The organism is Thiorhodovibrio litoralis (assembly GCF_033954455.1).
GTDB lineage: Bacteria > Pseudomonadota > Gammaproteobacteria > Chromatiales > Chromatiaceae > Thiorhodovibrio > Thiorhodovibrio litoralis.
Window position 1 is genome coordinate 2,105,684 of record NZ_CP121473.1, and the last position, 16,257, is coordinate 2,121,940.

General features: G+C 61.3%; 13 protein-coding genes. 3 read left to right on the plus strand and 10 right to left on the minus strand.

Going from position 1 to position 16,257, the window contains the following annotated elements:
• Positions 1–170: 170 nt before the first annotated feature.
• From Thiosp_RS09270 to Thiosp_RS09300, 7 genes are all read right to left on the minus strand, one after another.
• A complete protein-coding gene (locus Thiosp_RS09270) occupies positions 171–1,913 on the minus strand; it encodes a nickel-dependent hydrogenase large subunit (RefSeq protein WP_201067846.1) in 1,743 nt (580 codons plus the stop codon).
• Positions 1,910–3,169, minus strand: coding sequence for a (Fe-S)-binding protein (locus tag Thiosp_RS09275; RefSeq protein WP_201068071.1), 1,260 nt, complete (start codon positions 3,167–3,169; stop codon positions 1,910–1,912). Before Thiosp_RS09275 ends, Thiosp_RS09270 begins: the two co-directional genes overlap by 4 nt.
• 104 nt (positions 3,170–3,273) lie before the next feature.
• Positions 3,274–3,936: a hypothetical protein gene (locus tag Thiosp_RS09280; RefSeq protein WP_201067845.1), complete on the minus strand. Its 663-nt coding sequence runs from the start codon at positions 3,934–3,936 to the stop codon at positions 3,274–3,276.
• Positions 3,933–5,018: a hydrogenase small subunit gene (locus Thiosp_RS09285; RefSeq protein WP_201068070.1), complete on the minus strand. Its 1,086-nt coding sequence runs from the start codon at positions 5,016–5,018 to the stop codon at positions 3,933–3,935. Before Thiosp_RS09285 ends, Thiosp_RS09280 begins: the two co-directional genes overlap by 4 nt.
• A gap of 55 nt (positions 5,019–5,073) precedes the next feature.
• Positions 5,074–5,700, minus strand: coding sequence for a hydrogenase expression/formation C-terminal domain-containing protein (locus Thiosp_RS09290; protein ID WP_201067844.1), 627 nt, complete (start codon positions 5,698–5,700; stop codon positions 5,074–5,076).
• Positions 5,701–5,940: 240 nt separating this feature from the next.
• Positions 5,941–6,402: a hypothetical protein gene (locus Thiosp_RS09295; protein ID WP_201067843.1), complete on the minus strand. Its 462-nt coding sequence runs from the start codon at positions 6,400–6,402 to the stop codon at positions 5,941–5,943.
• Positions 6,403–6,559: 157 nt separating this feature from the next.
• Positions 6,560–8,299 carry a putative bifunctional diguanylate cyclase/phosphodiesterase gene (locus Thiosp_RS09300; RefSeq protein ID WP_201067842.1) on the minus strand — a complete coding sequence of 580 codons (1,740 nt, stop codon included), beginning with the start codon at positions 8,297–8,299 and terminating at the stop codon, positions 6,560–6,562.
• Between the two features lie 253 nt (positions 8,300–8,552).
• On the opposite strand from Thiosp_RS09300, the gene Thiosp_RS09305 reads away from it, so the two are divergent.
• On the plus strand, positions 8,553–9,230 hold the full coding sequence (locus Thiosp_RS09305) for a DUF2076 domain-containing protein (protein WP_201067841.1): 678 nt from the start codon (positions 8,553–8,555) through the stop codon (positions 9,228–9,230).
• A 141-nt stretch (positions 9,231–9,371) separates the two neighbouring features.
• On the opposite strand, the gene ssb is transcribed toward Thiosp_RS09305, so the two are convergent.
• Both ssb and pbpC read right to left on the minus strand, forming a co-directional pair.
• A complete protein-coding gene (ssb, locus tag Thiosp_RS09310; RefSeq protein ID WP_201067840.1) occupies positions 9,372–9,989 on the minus strand; it encodes a single-stranded DNA-binding protein in 618 nt (205 codons plus the stop codon).
• Positions 9,990–10,136: 147 nt separating this feature from the next.
• A complete protein-coding gene (gene pbpC / locus Thiosp_RS09315; protein ID WP_201067839.1) occupies positions 10,137–12,218 on the minus strand; it encodes a penicillin-binding protein 1C in 2,082 nt (693 codons plus the stop codon).
• 193 nt (positions 12,219–12,411) lie between these two features.
• Here pbpC and Thiosp_RS09320 point away from each other — a divergent pair, with 193 nt between their 5' ends.
• Entirely contained in the window at positions 12,412–14,199 is a 1,788-nt protein-coding gene (locus Thiosp_RS09320) for an SLC13 family permease (protein ID WP_201067838.1), read from the plus strand.
• A gap of 357 nt (positions 14,200–14,556) precedes the next feature.
• On the plus strand, positions 14,557–15,210 hold the full coding sequence (locus tag Thiosp_RS09325) for a hypothetical protein (protein WP_201067837.1): 654 nt from the start codon (positions 14,557–14,559) through the stop codon (positions 15,208–15,210).
• Positions 15,211–15,739: 529 nt separating this feature from the next.
• Here the strand turns inward: Thiosp_RS09325 and Thiosp_RS09330 are convergent.
• On the minus strand, positions 15,740–16,093 hold the full coding sequence (locus Thiosp_RS09330; RefSeq protein ID WP_201067836.1) for a hypothetical protein: 354 nt from the start codon (positions 16,091–16,093) through the stop codon (positions 15,740–15,742).
• Positions 16,094–16,257 lie beyond the last annotated feature (164 nt).

Consider the following 16,257-nt stretch of genomic DNA (forward strand, 5'->3'; position numbering starts at 1 on the left):
GCGCACGGGCGGAGATCAACGACTGCCATTGGGCAGCGATCGACTTCCTGCATTGCAGCCATTTCAGCTGATTGAGCGCGCGAGCGGTGTTTGGCCGGTCGCGCGCTCGTGGAGAACCCTGATGCCGGGATCAGGGCCGGGATCAGATCCGGAAGAGAGAGAATTCAACCTCAGACCACGCGAACCGTGATCGAATCGCCGCCGTCTGGATCATGCAAATGCACGGCGCAAGCGATGCAGGGGTCGAAGGAGTGGATGGTGCGCAGGATCTCCAGTGGCTGCGCCGGGTCGTACAGCTCGGTGTTGTCCGCGAGTGCTGCCTCGTAGGCGCCGGGGACGCCTTCAACATCGCGCGGGCCGGCGTTCCAAGTGGAGGGGACCACGGCCTGGTAGTTGCTGATGCGCCCGTTTTTGATCTCGATCCAATGGCCGAGGGCACCGCGCGGTGCTTCCATGAAGCCGGCACCGCGTGCTTCGGCTGGCCAGCTTGAGGGGTCCCAGAGTGCCTCGTTGAAGGTCTTGGTGTCACCGGCGCGAATGTTGGCGACCAGGGCGTCGTACCAGCCTTGCATGGCATCGGCGACGATCTGCGACTCTAGCGTGCGCGCGGCGGTGCGCCCGAGGGTGGAATAGAGCGCGGTCACGGGCAAGTCGAGCTGGCTCAGGGTGGAGTCGACCAGCTCCTTGGCCTGCGCGTGTGCCTGGGCGCTGGTGTCGGCATAGAGCAGCAGCATGCGCGCGAGTGGTCCGACCTCGACGGCATGGCCCTTCCAGCGCGGGGATTTGAGCCAGGAGTAGCCTTCCTCGACATTGAGTTGCTTGTAGGGGGGTTCGGGGCCGCCGCGCTTGTCGTATTCAAGGTTGGTCTCGCCCTGATAGGGGTGCAGACCCTGGTCGTTGCCGGCCTTGTAGTCGTACCAGGAGTGGGCGACGAATTCTTGAATCTCGCCTTCGGCGTCGAGATCGACCGGATGAATGGTGCTGAGATCGCGCCCGAGAATGGCCCCGCGCGGGAACAGAAAACCACTGGGGTCGTTGAGGTCGGTGGTCGGCAGATCGCCATAACAGAGGAAGTTGCCGAGCCCCTCGCCGCGCTCGCCCCAGTCCTTGTAGAAGCTGGCAATGGCCAGGGTGTCGGGCAGATACACCTGCGAGACGAAGGTGCGCATGTTGGTGATGATCTCGGCGACCTGGGAGAGTTTCTTGGAATTGATGGCCGAGTCCGAGTTGAGATCAATCGGTGAGGGCAGGCCGCCGACGACGAAGTTCGGATGCGGATTCTTGCCGCCGAAGATGGTATGCAGCTTGGCGACCTCGCGCTGCCAGGCCAGGGCCTCCAGGTAATGCGCCACGGCCATCAGATTGGCCTCGGGCGGCAGCTTGTAGCCCGGATGTCCCCAGTAGCCGTTGGCAAAGATACCCAGTTGGCCGGATTCGACAAAGGTCTTTACCCGCTGCTGCACCTCGGCAAAATAGCCGGGCGAGGACATGGGCCATGAGCTCAAGCTCTGCGCCAAGTCGGCCGTGGCCTTGGGGTCCGCACTGAGCGCGGAGACTACATCCACCCAGTCGAGCGCGTGCAGGTGATAGAAGTGCATCACATGGTCGTGGATGTACTGGGCGCCGATCATCAGGTTGCGCACCAGTTGCGCATTGGGCGGGATGGGGTAGTTGAGCGCATCCTCAACGGAGCGCACCGCCGCCAGACCATGCACCAGGGTGCAGACACCGCAGATGCGCTGCACATAGGCCCAGGCGTCGCGCGGATCGCGCCCGCGCAGAATGTTCTCAATGCCGCGCACCATGGTGCCGGAGGAATAGGCCGAGGCGATGCGCCCGCCGTCCAGTTCGGCCTCAATGCGCAGATGCCCCTCAATGCGGGTGATGGGATCGACAACAATGCGCTCGGTCATGAGGGGGCTCCTTCCTTAACAGGGGCGGCGGCGGTGGGTGGCGCATCTTCAACCAGATGCTCGGCGATCATTTCGGTCAGCCCGACCACCGGGATGTCCATGGTGTATTCCTCCAGGCCCTCTTCGAGCTGAGTGCGGCAGGTGGCGCACATGGTCACCAGCCGGTCGGGGCGGATCTCTTCGATCTGTGCCTTCTTGCGCCGGAAGGCGGCCATTTTCAGCTCCTCGGCACGCTCGTTGGAACTTACGCCGCCGCCGGCACCGCAGCACCACTGGTACTTGCCGTGCTCTTTCATGTCGACGAAGTCCTCGGCGACCAGATTCATCAGGCGGCGCTGTTCATCGATCACGCCGCTCTTGCGGGCGAGATTGCAGGGATCGTGCATCGACAGGCGGTCGGTCTCCATGCCCTCGGTGCGCAGCCGGCCGTCGGCGCGCAGTTGGTCGAGCACCTCAATGATATGGAACACCTTGAACGGATAGCGCTGACCGATCACATTCGGCCCCTCCCAGCGGATGCCGGTGTAGGCATGGCCGCACTCGGGGCTGATGACGTTTTTCACGCCGAGCTTGACCGCGGCATCCACCACCCGGCGCACGAGCACCGCGGCGATGTCCTTGGAGCCGATCTGCACCCCGGCATTGGTGGCCTCGAAGCAGTCCTTGCTCAGCGTCCAGGACACCCCGGCATGGGCGAAAATCTTGGCGATGGCCTCGAGGTACTCGGGGAAGTTGATGATCTCCATCGATGAGAGCAGCACCAGATAATCGGCGCCAGCCTGGTCGATCGGTACGGTGAGTCCACTGGCGGACTCGACATGCCCGATTTGCACGTCGAGCGTTTTCCACTGCAAGCCCATCGGGCTGCCGGTATTAACCGCGCGCACCGAGGCGGCGATCAGCCCCTCGGGCGAATGGCCGCTGGCCACCATGCCCTCACGGGTCTTGCGGACCATCGCCTGGATGTCATTGCCGACCGGGCACACCAAGGAGCAGCGCCCGCACATGGAGCAGGAGTCGTACAGCAGTGGCTCCCATTCCTCGAGCAGCGCATCGTCAATCGGCTGGCTGAAGCCAAGGCGCACCTTGAGCTTGCCCCACAGGGTAAATTCCTGCTCCCACAGCCGGCGCAGCGGCTCGAGCTTATGTATAGGGGTGTATTTCGGGTCGCCGGTTTCGACGAAAAACGGGCAGGACTGGGCGCAGAGCCCGCAATGCACGCAGCTTGAGAAAAAGGCCGCGGTGGGTGCGTCCATCTCCTCGCGTAATGCCTGCAAGCCGCGCTCAAGCGAGAAGGGCCCGAGAGCAGATTCGCCTTCTGAGGCGGCTGCGGTGTTGGCAGTGGCTGTGTTGTCTGTGCTCACGATTGCACCCCCTTGCGCCCGAAGGTCGCACCGTTGTACCAGCGCGCCACAAAGGCCGTGACCATGTGGGTGAGCTTGGTGAAAGGCGCGACGATCAAAAAGATTTCCACCGACAGGATATGCAGCCCGAGGATCAGCGGATAGGGGTTGATCATCCGGTGATAGGCCAGGTAGCCGGTCAGCAGCGGCAGAAATGTCAGGGCCCAGACCAGATAGTCCTGCGGCGTGGACAGGAAGCGCTTCACGGGATCGCGCAGCCGCTGCACCAGGGCGGCAAACAGCGCCAGCAGGGTGATCACGGCAATGGCGTCGATCATGGGGTTGGGGAGTGCTGGCCAGGCGATGCCGAAGGTTTTGCGGATCAGCTCCACATGCGGGATGAACAAAAACAGCGCCACGATGAAACCGACATGCCAGAGGATGCCGATAACGACATCGAAGGGCGCGCGCTCGAAGGTGCCGGGGTCGGGGGAGAAGCGGCGATAGACAGTTCTGAAACCGCCCAGCATGGCCGAGCCGCGCGGCTCGGCGAAATTTCGCGCCCGTCCCAGCATCAGGATTTCGACCAGGCGAATGCCAAAGCCGAGCATGAAGATGGCCACCGCGACCACGAACAGCGGGCCGCGCACCAGTAGCAGGAAGTCCATTGGTGTCATCATAGTTTCTGCTCCAGTTCGTCAGCGGTCACCTTGCGATGCGCGGTGCGCGCGTCCTTTTTCGCCCGTCCGCTGAGGTAGCCGCCGACGGCACCAGCCGCCACGCCGGCCAGACCTGCCACTGCGGCGGTGCCGCCAATGTTGCCGGTTGGCACCGACAGCGCCTTGTAGAAACCGCCGGCATCCCAGAAATCCGGCTCCGAGCAGCCCAGGCACGGATGCCCGGACTCGATCGGCCAGCTGGTGCCGCCGTTCCACTTCATGGTGGCGCAGGCGTTGTAGGCCATGGGCCCCTTGCAACCGAGACGGTACAGGCACCAGCCCTTCTTCGCGCCCTCGTCATCGAAGGTTTCGGCAAAGCGCCCTTTGTCGTAGAAGGGACGGCGATAACAGCGGTCGTGAATCGACTGACCGAAAAAGGCCAGCGGCCGACCGTATTCGTCCAACTCCGGCAGCTTGCCGAAGGTGAGATAGTGCGCCAGCACCCCGGTGATGACCATCGGCAGCGGCGGGCAGCCGGAGACATTGATCACCGGCTTGTCGCGCACCACCTTGGACACCGGCACCGCGCCGGTCGGGTTGGGGTCGGCCACCGGCAATCCGCCAAAAGCCGCGCAGGTGCCGACTGCGACCACAGCGGCAGCACCGGCGACGGTTTCCTCCAGCATCTGAAGATTGCTGATACCGGCGATGGTCGAGTAGCCAGGATTGGATCCCGGACCCGGCAGGGAGCCGTCAATCACCACCAGATATTCCCCCTGGTTGGCGTGCATGGCTTGCTCGCGGGCCAGTTCGGCGGCCTCGCCAGCGGCGGCCTGCAGGGTGTGGTGATAGTCGAGCGAAATGGTCTCCAGGATCAGATTCTCGAGTGTGGGCGCGAAGCTGCGGGTCAGCGACTCGGTGCAGCCAGTGCACTCCTGAAATGACAGCCAGATGACCGACGGGCGGCGCGCGCTCGCTAAGGCCTCGGCAATCGCTGTCGCGGCCGTCGGCGGCAAGGCCATCAATGAGGCGGTCGTCACGCAGAATTTCAAAAAGCCACGACGGGAGATGCCGTTACGTTCGAGCGTCTCGCCAAGGGTCATGCTGTGGTGCCCCCCCGGAGAATCAAGCGTTTTTTGCAGGTTAGGGGTTGGGCGGTCAGCCATGATGTTTACTCCCTGCTACGGACGGGTTGGAAAATGGGTTGCCCTCGGGATGGGACACTGCCGGGGATGCCGGATTGGCCGAAGGCATGGTCGCGAGCCTTGCCGCCAGCGCATCAAGGGAAGCCGGCAGCCCCTCGGGCGGGGCTTGCAACAGACGCGGCACCGTCGCGATCTCGATCTGCAGGCCGATGCGCTCGCCCTCGGTGTTGTAGTAATCGACCAGCCAGACGCCGCTATAGCGGGTCTCCTGAATCCGCGTCTCGCCGAGCGCGTCGATGCTCGCGCGGACCTCGCCGGAACCTAGCGCATCGAGCAGCTGCTCCTGGTCGCTGGGGCCGAAGGGCAGCGCGGCGAGGTCGATGCAGGTCGGCTCGCCGGTCTCGATCAAGCGCGCGAGCGCATGGCGGATTTCATGCAGTACGGCAGGTGCTGAGCCGAAGCGCTCCGGCTGAACTGCGCAAGCCGGCGCGGATGGCTGGGCGGACGCTGTTGGTCCGGAGGATGGACCCGGTGCCAAAGGGATCGGCGACTGACCAGGTGTCGAGTCAGCTATGCGATCAGTTGCCTGATCGGAGGCGCTGTCGGCTTCAGTATCGGAAAGAAAATTTACAACATCCATATAACGCCAATGGTAGCCCTTTCAGAGCGCAGCGCAGCCATATTGGAGGAAAATCGAGCGAATCTTTGACGAATGTCAATTAGCGGCGGCCGTCAGCCTGGAATTTGCGGCACCTTGCGATAGGCGAAGATTTGCCAAGCCTGAACATCAGGACGCCGGCCAGATCTTCCGCCTGGCCTGCGCCGGCCTGCGCCGACCTTCGCCGGCCAGTGCAGGCCGGTTCAGGCCGGTGTAGGGCGATTAGCGCCCCGCCGCAAATTTCGAGGCGATCTGGTACTGACGCTCGATCTCTCCTTCCGCACTTGAGTCTTCGGCCTCGACGAGCTCGCAATTATTGGCCATGCGCGCCTGCATCGCGGCCTTCCATGCGCGGTTGACCTTTTCCGTTATCAGCTCATCCGGTGTGAGCGCCGCGGCCGTGGCTGCGGCGACAAAATGATCCGCCTGCGCGAGCCAATCGGTCTCCTTGCCGCAGTCGGTATAGGTCTTGGTGGCCCAGGCCTTGGCGGCGCGATAAGCGTCCTCCAGCGCATCCGGGCTGGCGTCATCGCGCAAGCCGGTGGCGATCGCGCGCTTCACCCGATCATCCTGGCACAGATGAATCACGCTCTCGACAAACCCAAGTCCGAGGCGGCGTTGATCGTCGCCAGACAGAGATTCAAGCAGGGCACGCAGTTGTTGATCGTTCGCGATGGTGGTCATCGAATGGCTCCTGATCTGGTGATAAGGTCTGGTGATAAGGTCTGGTGATAAGGTCTGGTGATAAGGTCTGTTGACGGGCGCTGGTGACAAGCCAGCCTACAGCAATAACCAGCGCAATGTCCGATGCATTTTTACCCTTAGTTGATGGTCATACTGCTCAATGGGGTGTTTTTACTCTCCCCATGAAGGCATCCGCATCCCAGGCTTGTGTCCAGGAAATATAGTCGCTGACAGGCATTGGCCGCGCGAGTCCATAGCCTTGCCCATACTCGCAGCCGAGTCCGGCGAGGGTTTGTGCGATGGCATCGGTTTCCACGCCTTCTGCGACCACTTGACGGTTATTGGCATGCGCGAGCGCCAAGATGCTTCTGACCAGTGCCAGGCTGTCGGCGTCCGAGTTGAGGTGCTTGATAAAGCTCTGATCGATTTTCAATTTCCCGATAGGTAGAAAGTGAAAATGCGTCAATGAGGAATAACCGGTGCCAAAGTCATCAAGGGAGAAGCTGATGCCGAAAGCCTTGCATCGGCAGAGAATCTCATTCGTCCGCTCGAAATTCGTAATCGATGAAATTTCCAGAATTTCGATTTCCAAGTCCTGACCTCGAACACCGGAACTTTTTAATAGCGACTCAAGGAGCTCTGGAAAATCACGATCTTCAATGGTGCTCGGGTTGATGTTTAGGCTGAACGGCCCATCGATCCCATGCGCGCGGAAGGTCTCGTGATGCTTCAGTAGCGTTTCAGTGACCCACCTATCCAGTTGCCATTCCAGTGGGGTTCCGCTGATCGCTGCGATTACATCCAAGGGAGATACCGGGCCCGTCGGCGTGAACCAGCGCAGCAAGGCCTCAGCCCCCGCAAGCGTGCCATCGATCAAGCTGACTCTGGGCTGAAAATACAACGCGAACTGGTCGTCCGTGAGCGCGATCTCGATATCGCGTTGCAACTGATGCCGCGACCAGTTTGAGCGGTAGCGATCGGTGTCGAAGTACCGAACGCGCGACTTCCCGCGTTCTTTTGCTTCATACATCGCCTGATCGGCATGGCGTAGCAGGATGTCGGGTTCCGCGCTATCGCGTGGATACATTGTGACGCCAATGCTTGCGGTGACATCAAAGCTGCGCGTTCGCGTCTGGTAGGTTCCGTCGATGGTTTGTTTAACCTTTTCGATTGCCACGTCAACCTCGGCGTCGCCGACGCCGATGAGAACACCCGCAAATTCGTCACCACCAATTCGCGCGAAGGTGTCACCGGTTCGGCTGCAGGAGCGCAGTTGATGGGCGACGCCGACAAGCACCTCGTCACCGACATCGTGTCCATAGCGGTCATTGATGAGCTTGAAGTTGTCCAGATCAATGAACAACACAGCAAGGTTAGTCGCGTCTTGCTCGGCCAATCGGACCGCGGTATTCATGCGGTCTGAAAACAGCTTGCGATTGGGTAAATCCGTTAGCGCGTCATGATAGGCCAGGTGCTCGACTTGCTGCTGTGCCGTGATGATTTCCGTGATGTCCTGCGCGGTGCCGATGGACCGATCAGGCACGCCCTGGTCATCGTAATGCGTGACCCCTCTGGCTTCTATCCATTTGACTGAGCTCCCCGCTTTAATCCGGTAGCGAATGTTATATTCCTCTCCGGACTCGACAGATGATCGGTAGGTTGTATCGACAAGCTCGCGATCCTCATCATGAATGAGGCGCAAGAAGAGATCATAGTTGGGCTCTGAGGCGTTTCCGCTCAGTTCATAGATGGCGTAGATTTCTTCCGACCAATAAAGCAACCCTGCCTGGTGGTCAAGCTCCCAGAATCCGACGCCGGAGAGACGCTGGGTCTCCTGGCGCCGACGTTCGGCAATCATCAGCGCGTGTGAAAGATCAATAACGTGTTTTTCGGTCACGGGAGCTAGTAAAAGTGTTTAATGTGCTTGAGAAAAGAATCTTCGCCCAAGGCAAGTATAAGTCAACGGAAGAATATGGCCCGCCGCGATTGTTTGCAGGCGCTGGGCCGGCGGGGGTGCAAAATGCCCGAGCCGTTGGCCGCCTTTTGGCATAATCTTGAGCTGCAATATGATTGCACAGCCGGCTGCAAGGTGCGCTCCCTGCGGATTTTGTCGGTCGAAATCATCGGTCATAACACGAGGCAATCACGCAATGAACGACCAAGAACGCGAGATGATTGAGGGACTGTTCGCCCGTCTGCGCCAGGCCGAAACCCAAAGTGGCCCGCGCGATCCGCAGGCCGAAGCTCTGGTCAACCAACAGATGGCCGAGCAGCCTGCCGCGCCCTACCTGCTCGCGCAAGTCGTACTGGTGCAGGAAGAAGGCCTACGCCAACTCCAACAGCGCGTCGAGCAACTGGAAAAAGACCTGGCCGCGCAGCCCTCAGCCGCCCAAGCGGGTGGCTTTCTCGGTGGACTCTTTGGCGGCAGCGCACCCGCGGCCTCCGCACCACCGCCGCCGCCCAAGCCGTCGAGCCCGCCCAAATCCTCCGGCTGGAGCAATCCAGGAACAGCCTCGGCTCGACCCGGCGCCGCTTTTGCCAACGCCCCCGGCGGCGGCTTTCTCGCCGGTGCGATGCAGACGGCTATGGGCGTCGGCGCCGGCGTGCTGCTCGGCAATGCCCTCGGCGGGCTGTTCGCCAGCGATCATGCCGAAGCTGCAACCCCCGAGCCCGCTCCCGATCCACTCGCCGCAGATCCAGTTGCCAGTGACAGGGCACCAGCTGATTTTGCCGAAGCCCCGGCGGAGGCCGAACCGCCCGAAACCGATGGCGGCGGTCTTTTCGATGGGTTCTTCGATGGCGGCTTCGATGGTGGGGATGATTTCTGATTGATCCGACAACCGCAGGAGCGTGTTAGAGCTACCTGCCTGTATCCTTGTCAGTATCGCTTAGAAATAAAATCCCGATGATGTCCAGGGTTGAGACCGTGACTTGGCGGGATTTTGTTTTCAAAGCCGGTTTGGTCCGAGTCAGAAGGGGATGTCGTCGTCGAATGGTTCGTTGATTGGTGGGGCGCTAGGAGGGTTGCTGTTGGACGGAGCAGCATTTTCCGGACTTGAGTTTTGCGGTGCGGGCTGGGGATTGGCTGCTTGGTTTGGGTATGGGTTGTTCGACTGATAAGTCGGGCCGCCAGCTGCGGCCATACCTGCTCCAGCCGCGGCCATACCTGCTCCCCCGCCGGCGGCTTGGCTACTGTTGCTCCAGCTGTCGCCGTAAGACCCGCCGCCTTCGCCGCCGCTGCGGGTGTCGAGCATCTGCATGCTTCCGCCAAGGTCGACGATAACCTCTGTTGTATAGCGATCCTGCCCGTCCTGGCCCTGCCATTTGCGGGTGCGCAGTTTTCCCTCGATGTAGACCTTGGAGCCTTTGCGCAAGTATTGCTTGGCGACCTCAGCGGTGCGGCCGAAAATTGCGATGCGATGCCATTCGGTTCTTTCCTGGCGCTCGCCGGTGTTCTTGTCTTTCCAGCTCTCGCTGGTGGCGAGAGAAAAATTGGTGACCGGATCGCCGCTTGGCATGTAGCGGGTGTCAGGATCGTTACCAAGATTGCCAATAAGAATTACTTTGTTGACGCCACGTGAAGCCATTCCTCTCTCCGCGACAGTGGGTTTGCGTTGGTGTCATCTTGCCGAATTGGCGGGAGCTTTGTCCAGCCCTGCGCATGCAGGTGGACCTGAGGCGTTCGAGAATTTTCTCAACCGGGGCGCCTGGCTGGGCACGAAATGCACCGAGCCTTAGTCGACGTAGACTTGGGCTGTTGCTTTGGCACCGGCGGCATCGATGAGCAGAATGCGGGCGTAGCCGCGCCCGTCGGGTTGCCAGCGGCTGGAGCGGGCGAAGGCCTCGGCGGCGATGGGCTGGTCGTTGACGACCCAGCGAAAGGGTGGTTGACCGCCGCGGGCCTTGAGAACCAACGCGGGTGTTGCGCTGGGGCCATCGCCGGAGTGGAGATCAATGCGGGCTCCATCCGGGGGATAGGCAATTTGTACCGGGTGCGCAGCGGACTGGCCGCTGCCGCGGCTACCGACGCGCTTCAAGGGCGGGGGTAGGCGGTCGCTGCCGGAGGTGAGAACACCCTCAGGCGCGGCGGGCAGCGGAACCGGTGGGCCAATGCGGGCAAAGGTATCGACTAGAATGGGCACGCCAGTTCCCGCGCCTGTCAGTCCGCTGACTGGCACCCCGTCGGGGCGTCCGACCCAGACGCCGACAACATGGCGCCCGTCGAAACCAATGGCCCAGGCATCGCGATAGCCGAATGAGGTGCCGGTCTTGATCGCAATGGAGTCGGCGCCTGTGTGCATGGCATCGGCACCGGAGAGAATGGAGGTCAGATACCAGGCGGCGCGTGCATCGAGAACTGGCGGTTTGGGGCTGCTCGGCGAGTCGGGTGAGGCCTCGCCGGGCGCCAGCAACTCGCGCGGCGACACCGGCTGTCCGCCGCGGGCGATGGCGGCATAGAGCGCAACCAGATCGCGCAGGCGCAGGCCAATGCCGCCAAGCGCGATGGCGAGTCCGGCAGGGCGGTTGCCTGGGAGTTGGGGCGCGGCGCCGGCGCGCCTGAGCCGGGCGAGCATAGGTGCCGGGCCGACTTGCTGGAGCATGGTGACGGCGGGGACGTTGAGCGAGCGCTGCAGCGCCTCGCGCACCGTGACGGTGCCGGCAAAATCGCCGGAGAAATTGGCCGGCGCGTAATAATCAAAGCCGGTCGGGCGGTCCTCGATCAGGCTTTCCGGGTGGGCGATGCCAAGCTCAAATCCCAGGCCATAAATCAACGGTTTCAGCGTTGATCCAGGAGAACGCACGGCGTCTGTCATGTCGATAAAGCCGTCGCGCGCGACATCGGTATAGGCGGCCGAGCCGACCGATGCCAGCACCTCGCCGCTGCGGTGATCGAGGACCAGTATGGCGAGCGAGACCCGCCTGTCCATGGTGTCTGCGCGCTCTCGGGCGAGGGTTTCGAGTGCGCGCTGCAGGGGTGCCGACAGGGTCAGCTGCAGCACCTGGGCGTCGGGCAGGCGCTGTAGCCAGTGCTCGCTGCGGTGGGCGGCCAGGCGCGGCAGCGGGCGGCGCTGGCGCGGGATAGGGGTCGCCATGGCCTGCTTGGCAATCGCACTGTCGATGACTCCGCGCTCGGCAGCGCGGGCTAGGACACGATTGCGCGCCTCCTTGGTCGCAGTCGGGAAGCGATCAGGACGGCGCCGCTCAGGTGACTGTGGCAGGGCAACCAATAGGGCCGCCTCGGCCGCGTTAAGACGTCGCGGCTCCTTGCCAAACCAGGCCAGACTGGCGGAGCGCACGCCTTCCAGATTGCCGCCATAGCCGGCATGCTGCAGATACGCCTGCAGAATTTCTTCTTTGCTCGCCTGGCGCTCCAGTGCCAGGGCGCCCAGGACCTGGCGCCATTTGCCGGCGAGAGATCGCGTCGGTGTGCGCTCAAGCAGTCGCACCAACTGCATGCTGAGGGTGGAGCCACCGGAGACGATGCGGCCTTGGCTCAGCATCTGCGTCAGCGCGCGCGTCATCGCTGCCCAATCGATACCATGGTGGAGATAGAAGCGCCGGTCTTCCCACAGCAGCAGCATGTCGATCAGCAGAGGGTCGAGCTCGCTCAGGCGCAGCGGCAGTCGCCAGCGTCCATCGGCAACAGGAGCGGCGCGCAGCAACTGGCCGTCGCGATCAAGCACCAGCCGCGAGACGGGGGTGTTCAGCTCCGGCGGGGGTGTCAGGCGACTGCCAATGCCGAGCACGGCGAGAAAGCCGAGCGGCAGGACAATGGCCGCGGCGAGACCCCAGCGAAGGACGGTGCGATCGATCATTCGGGTGAAAAAACCGCGACTCAGCGGTGTCTGCTAAGGAAAGCGATAGTGGGGCCTTATCCGCTCCAGCGCGTGTCGCCCGCTTCTGGACAGGCGGACATCCCATGTTTTTGGGTTTTCAAAGACTGCAGAATACGCGAATATCCACAATCGTCCATCATCCATCCTTTATCTTCCACGAAAGGCAGCACTTATGGCCGAGTTCCTCGGGCTGGGCTGGCAGGGAATCTTCACCTTGGGGCTGGTTCTGGTCTGCTTCGGGCTGCTGGCGGGAACCCGCATCGCCCCGGATATCGTCACATCCGGCGTTCTGACACTGCTATTGGTGATGGGAATTCTGACCCCGACGGAGGCGCTGGCTGGTTTTTCCAATGCTGGCATGCTGACGGTGGCGGTACTCTATGTGGTGGTGACCGGACTGACCGAAACCGGTGCAGTGGGGTGGATCAGCCAGTCGCTGCTGGGCCGGCCGCGCAGCGACATGGGCGCGCAGCTGCGGCTGATGCTGCCGGTGGCGGGCCTGAGCGCCTTTCTGAATAATACCCCGGTGGTGGCCATTTTTATCCCAGCGGTGACCGACTGGGCCAAACGCAACCGTCTGCAATTATCCAAACTGCTGATTCCGCTCAGTTACGCCAGCATCGCCGGAGGTGCCTGCACGCTCATTGGCACTAGCACCAATCTGGTCGTCAATGGGCTTTATGTGGAGCGTACCGGCGGCCCCGGCTTTGGCCTGTTCGACCTGGTATGGATTGGACTGCCGCTGGTGGTGACGGTGTTGTCTTTTCTGGTGCTTACCGGGCGCTGGCTGCTGCCGACACGGGCGTCCGCGGCGGCGGTGTTCGCGGATGTCCGGCGCTATACGGTCGAGATGCTGGTTGAGCCGAACAGTGCACTGGTTGGCAAGAGTATCGAGCAGGCCGGATTGCGGCAGCTGCCTGGGCTGTTTCTGGTGGAGATTGAGCGTCAGGAGCGCATTATCCCGGCCGTCTCGTCCCAGGAACCCCTGTACGCGAGCGATCGGCTGGTGTTCGCCGGGGTGATCGATTCAGTGATGGATTTGCAGCGTATCCGTGGTTTGGTGCCAGCGACAGATCAGGTGTTTAAGCTCGACGGCGCCCGGCGCGACCGTTGTTTCGTCGAGGTGGTGTTGTCGAACAAATGCCCACTGATCGGACGGACGGTGCGCGAGGGACGCTTTCGTGCCCGCTACAATGCCGTCATCATCGCCTTGTCGCGCAATGGCGAAAGGGTGCGGGGAAAGATCGGCGATATTGCACTGCAGCCGGGCGATACGCTGCTACTGGAATCGCGCCCGGATTTTGTGTTTCAACAGCGCGATTCGCGCGATTTTCTGGTTGTCAGTCAGCTTGGCGACCAACATCCGCTCAGCCACGAGCGCGCGCCCGTGGCCATCGCCATTGTGGTGGCCATGGTGGCGGCGGCCGGTTTTGGCGTGCTGACGATGCTTGAGGCTGCCTTGCTGGCGGCCGGCGCCATGATTGTCAGCCGTTGCACACCGGGGCGGGTGGCGCGTCGCGCGCCAGATCTCCAAGTATTGACGGTGATCGCGACATCGTTCGGTATCGGGGCGGCGCTCGAGAAAACCGGCGGCGCGACGGTGCTGGCCAGCTCGTTGATTGGCCTGGCGCAAGGCAGCCCCTGGTTGTCCTTGGCGCTGCTGTTTCTCGCCACTGCGGTGCTGACGGCGATCGCGACCAATAATGTCGCGGCGGTCCTAGCCTTTCCGATCGCGCTCGACACCGCGGCCCAGATGGGCGTTGATCCGGCGGGCTTCATGGTGGTGGTGATGATCGCCGCGTCCGCCAGCTTCGCCACGCCGATCGGATATCAGACCAATCTCATGGTGTTTAGTGTCGGCGGCTACAAATTCTCGGACTTCGTACGCGTCGGCGTGCCCTTGACCGCGCTGGTCGGCGCGGTGACCGTGCTGCTGGTCCCCTTGATCTGGCGGTTTTGATCGAGCCGACTTTGATCAACCCAGTTTTGATCGACTCAGTCTTGATCGACCCGGTTGTGATCAACGGCAACCCGTTCGACGCGGGCTTGCTCAGCGCGAAATTGGTCGCTGACGGGGCGGCGTGGTGCTGGCCGGCCCGACGCGGCCTATCTATAAGGTCGAAATATCGGCCTCGCACTCCCACGATCCAACTATTTCCGCACTTAACCTGCGCCAGGTCAGTTTTTTTCTTAACACCCAAATTGCAAAAGGTTAATATTAGGGGGGTGAGCCGCAGAGCTCCAAGTCCGTCGCTCGATCGATCTGCCGTTCGGCTGACGATCTACTTACCATCGATCTATCATGGGAGGAAATTCCATGTCCCAGTCGCCAAGCACTGTCGCCCAAGGGGCCTCAACCGGATCTTCGTCCGGCAAGTCTAAGGGTGGCAGCTCCATGCTGCTCGGCCTGACACCGTTGCTCGTTCTTTTCGGTGCCGTTGTCCTGCTTTACAGTCTGACCAAAGGAGGCTTCTCTGAGGCCTTCCGCTATTGGGAATACTTTATTCCCATTATCGCTCTGTTCTCGCTCGGGTCCGGGTGGAGTCAGGCGTATCTGAACAATAACTCCAGCATGTGGTACCTGATCAGACAGATCATCCACTGGGGTGCACTGATTGGTTTGGTCTATGTTCTCAACACTCAGGGTATCCGTGAGCTGATGAATGATCAGCAGTACACTATCCTTTTGGTGTATCTGGTCGCGTTCGCAACCTTGATCGCAGCGATTCAGATGGATATCAAACTGGTATTCTTCGCGGTATTTCTGGTTTACTGTGCTTTCCTGATCGCTGTTCCTGAAAACAATCCCGCACTCATCAAACTGGGCGAGACCTTCGGCGTGGCCGATGCGCAAACCAAGCCCTTTATCATGACCGTCTGGGTCGCTGTCGCCGGTTTTGTCGGCACGCTGTTTTTCAGAGCATCAATGCGCGGTGCCATCTCAGCAAAGCGCGTTGCCAGCCGGGGCTAGCTAATCAGCCCAAATAACCGCGTCGCGACTGCTCGCGCGGCGCGGTTATTTTTTGGCTATTCGGAAAAGAATGCGGGGAAACCGTTCAGGGGTAGTCCGGTCGGAGGTGGAACGCTCAGTCGAACTCGCCTGCCCCGAGCTTGCGCAACAATCTTGGAAATTTGCGCGTCGTTCTGCGCACCCTGAACTCACTGGATAAGCTCGTACTCGAGAGACTGATTCCCCCGCCTGTCCGTAGCGAGCCCAACACTCACCTGCTCTCGGACAACTTGCCGCCATATCGACGGTTCACCCGCTGCACCTGCCACCCAGGCCAGGGGAAGTTCCTAACGCGACTGCCCGGGTTGGACCGGCATCGGGGCTAGACCGAACGCTGGCGACATCAGCCGGCATTTGCACCTTTCCCTTGTCCGCTTCCGACCCACAGCAGACATTGCACTTGGATTGGGTAGAAGCGCACGAGGCTAAGTGCGCGCTGCCCCCGGATTATTTACATGCCTGGTAAGAACCGTCCTGATGAAAGATAAAACTACAACGTTTTGGTCAACGGGCAATTTTCAGTGTTTTCATCTTCCAGCCGCTGGGCGGTCTGGCGAATCCAGGTGCGAATCCCTTTAATGGTCTTGTGCGAGGACAGTTGGCGATCAAGGAGCTTGCCGCGTAACCAGGTCGCCCCCAGCATGGTTGGAACGGCGGTTAGCGCGAATACTGCGTAATTCCATTCGAACTGTTTGTCAGAGACGAAGCTTTGAAACAGTGAAACACAGCCAAAAGCAAGGCTGATCAGGGTGAACAACCAGCCCAGATAAAACAGTGCTTCGAGCAGCACCAGCGGCAGGACCAAGGCGAGGATCATGAGTTCAACCACCGAGAGTTGAAGCATGGAAGCCAGCCAGAGTCACGCCCAAATGCGAGGTGTTAGGAGACGTCGATGACGCGCCGCGTCATAGAAGACGAACAATCCTGGGAGCGCAAAAAAAAAGAACGATGTCCCGATGACCGACTCGATGAGGGCACCCTCTGACACCATCACCGCCGAGGCCATTA

Excerpts from the sequence above, each read along its gene's own strand:
- Thiosp_RS09305 (WP_201067841.1), top strand. The coding sequence starts at position 8,553 with ATGAACGACCAAGAACGCGAGATGATTGAGGGACTGTTCGCCCGTCTG.
- Thiosp_RS09290 (WP_201067844.1), bottom strand. The coding sequence starts at position 5,700 with ATGGATGTTGTAAATTTTCTTTCCGATACTGAAGCCGACAGCGCCTCC.
- pbpC (WP_201067839.1), bottom strand. The coding sequence starts at position 12,218 with ATGATCGATCGCACCGTCCTTCGCTGGGGTCTCGCCGCGGCCATTGTC.
- Thiosp_RS09320 (WP_201067838.1), top strand. The coding sequence starts at position 12,412 with ATGGCCGAGTTCCTCGGGCTGGGCTGGCAGGGAATCTTCACCTTGGGG.
- Thiosp_RS09275 (WP_201068071.1), bottom strand. The coding sequence starts at position 3,169 with ATGGACGCACCCACCGCGGCCTTTTTCTCAAGCTGCGTGCATTGCGGG.
- Thiosp_RS09270 (WP_201067846.1), bottom strand. The coding sequence starts at position 1,913 with ATGACCGAGCGCATTGTTGTCGATCCCATCACCCGCATTGAGGGGCAT.
- Thiosp_RS09295 (WP_201067843.1), bottom strand. The coding sequence starts at position 6,402 with ATGACCACCATCGCGAACGATCAACAACTGCGTGCCCTGCTTGAATCT.
- Thiosp_RS09280 (WP_201067845.1), bottom strand. The coding sequence starts at position 3,936 with ATGATGACACCAATGGACTTCCTGCTACTGGTGCGCGGCCCGCTGTTC.
- Thiosp_RS09330 (WP_201067836.1), bottom strand. The coding sequence starts at position 16,093 with ATGCTTCAACTCTCGGTGGTTGAACTCATGATCCTCGCCTTGGTCCTG.
- Thiosp_RS09325 (WP_201067837.1), top strand. The coding sequence starts at position 14,557 with ATGTCCCAGTCGCCAAGCACTGTCGCCCAAGGGGCCTCAACCGGATCT.
- Thiosp_RS09285 (WP_201068070.1), bottom strand. The coding sequence starts at position 5,018 with ATGACCCTTGGCGAGACGCTCGAACGTAACGGCATCTCCCGTCGTGGC.
- ssb (WP_201067840.1), bottom strand. The coding sequence starts at position 9,989 with ATGGCTTCACGTGGCGTCAACAAAGTAATTCTTATTGGCAATCTTGGT.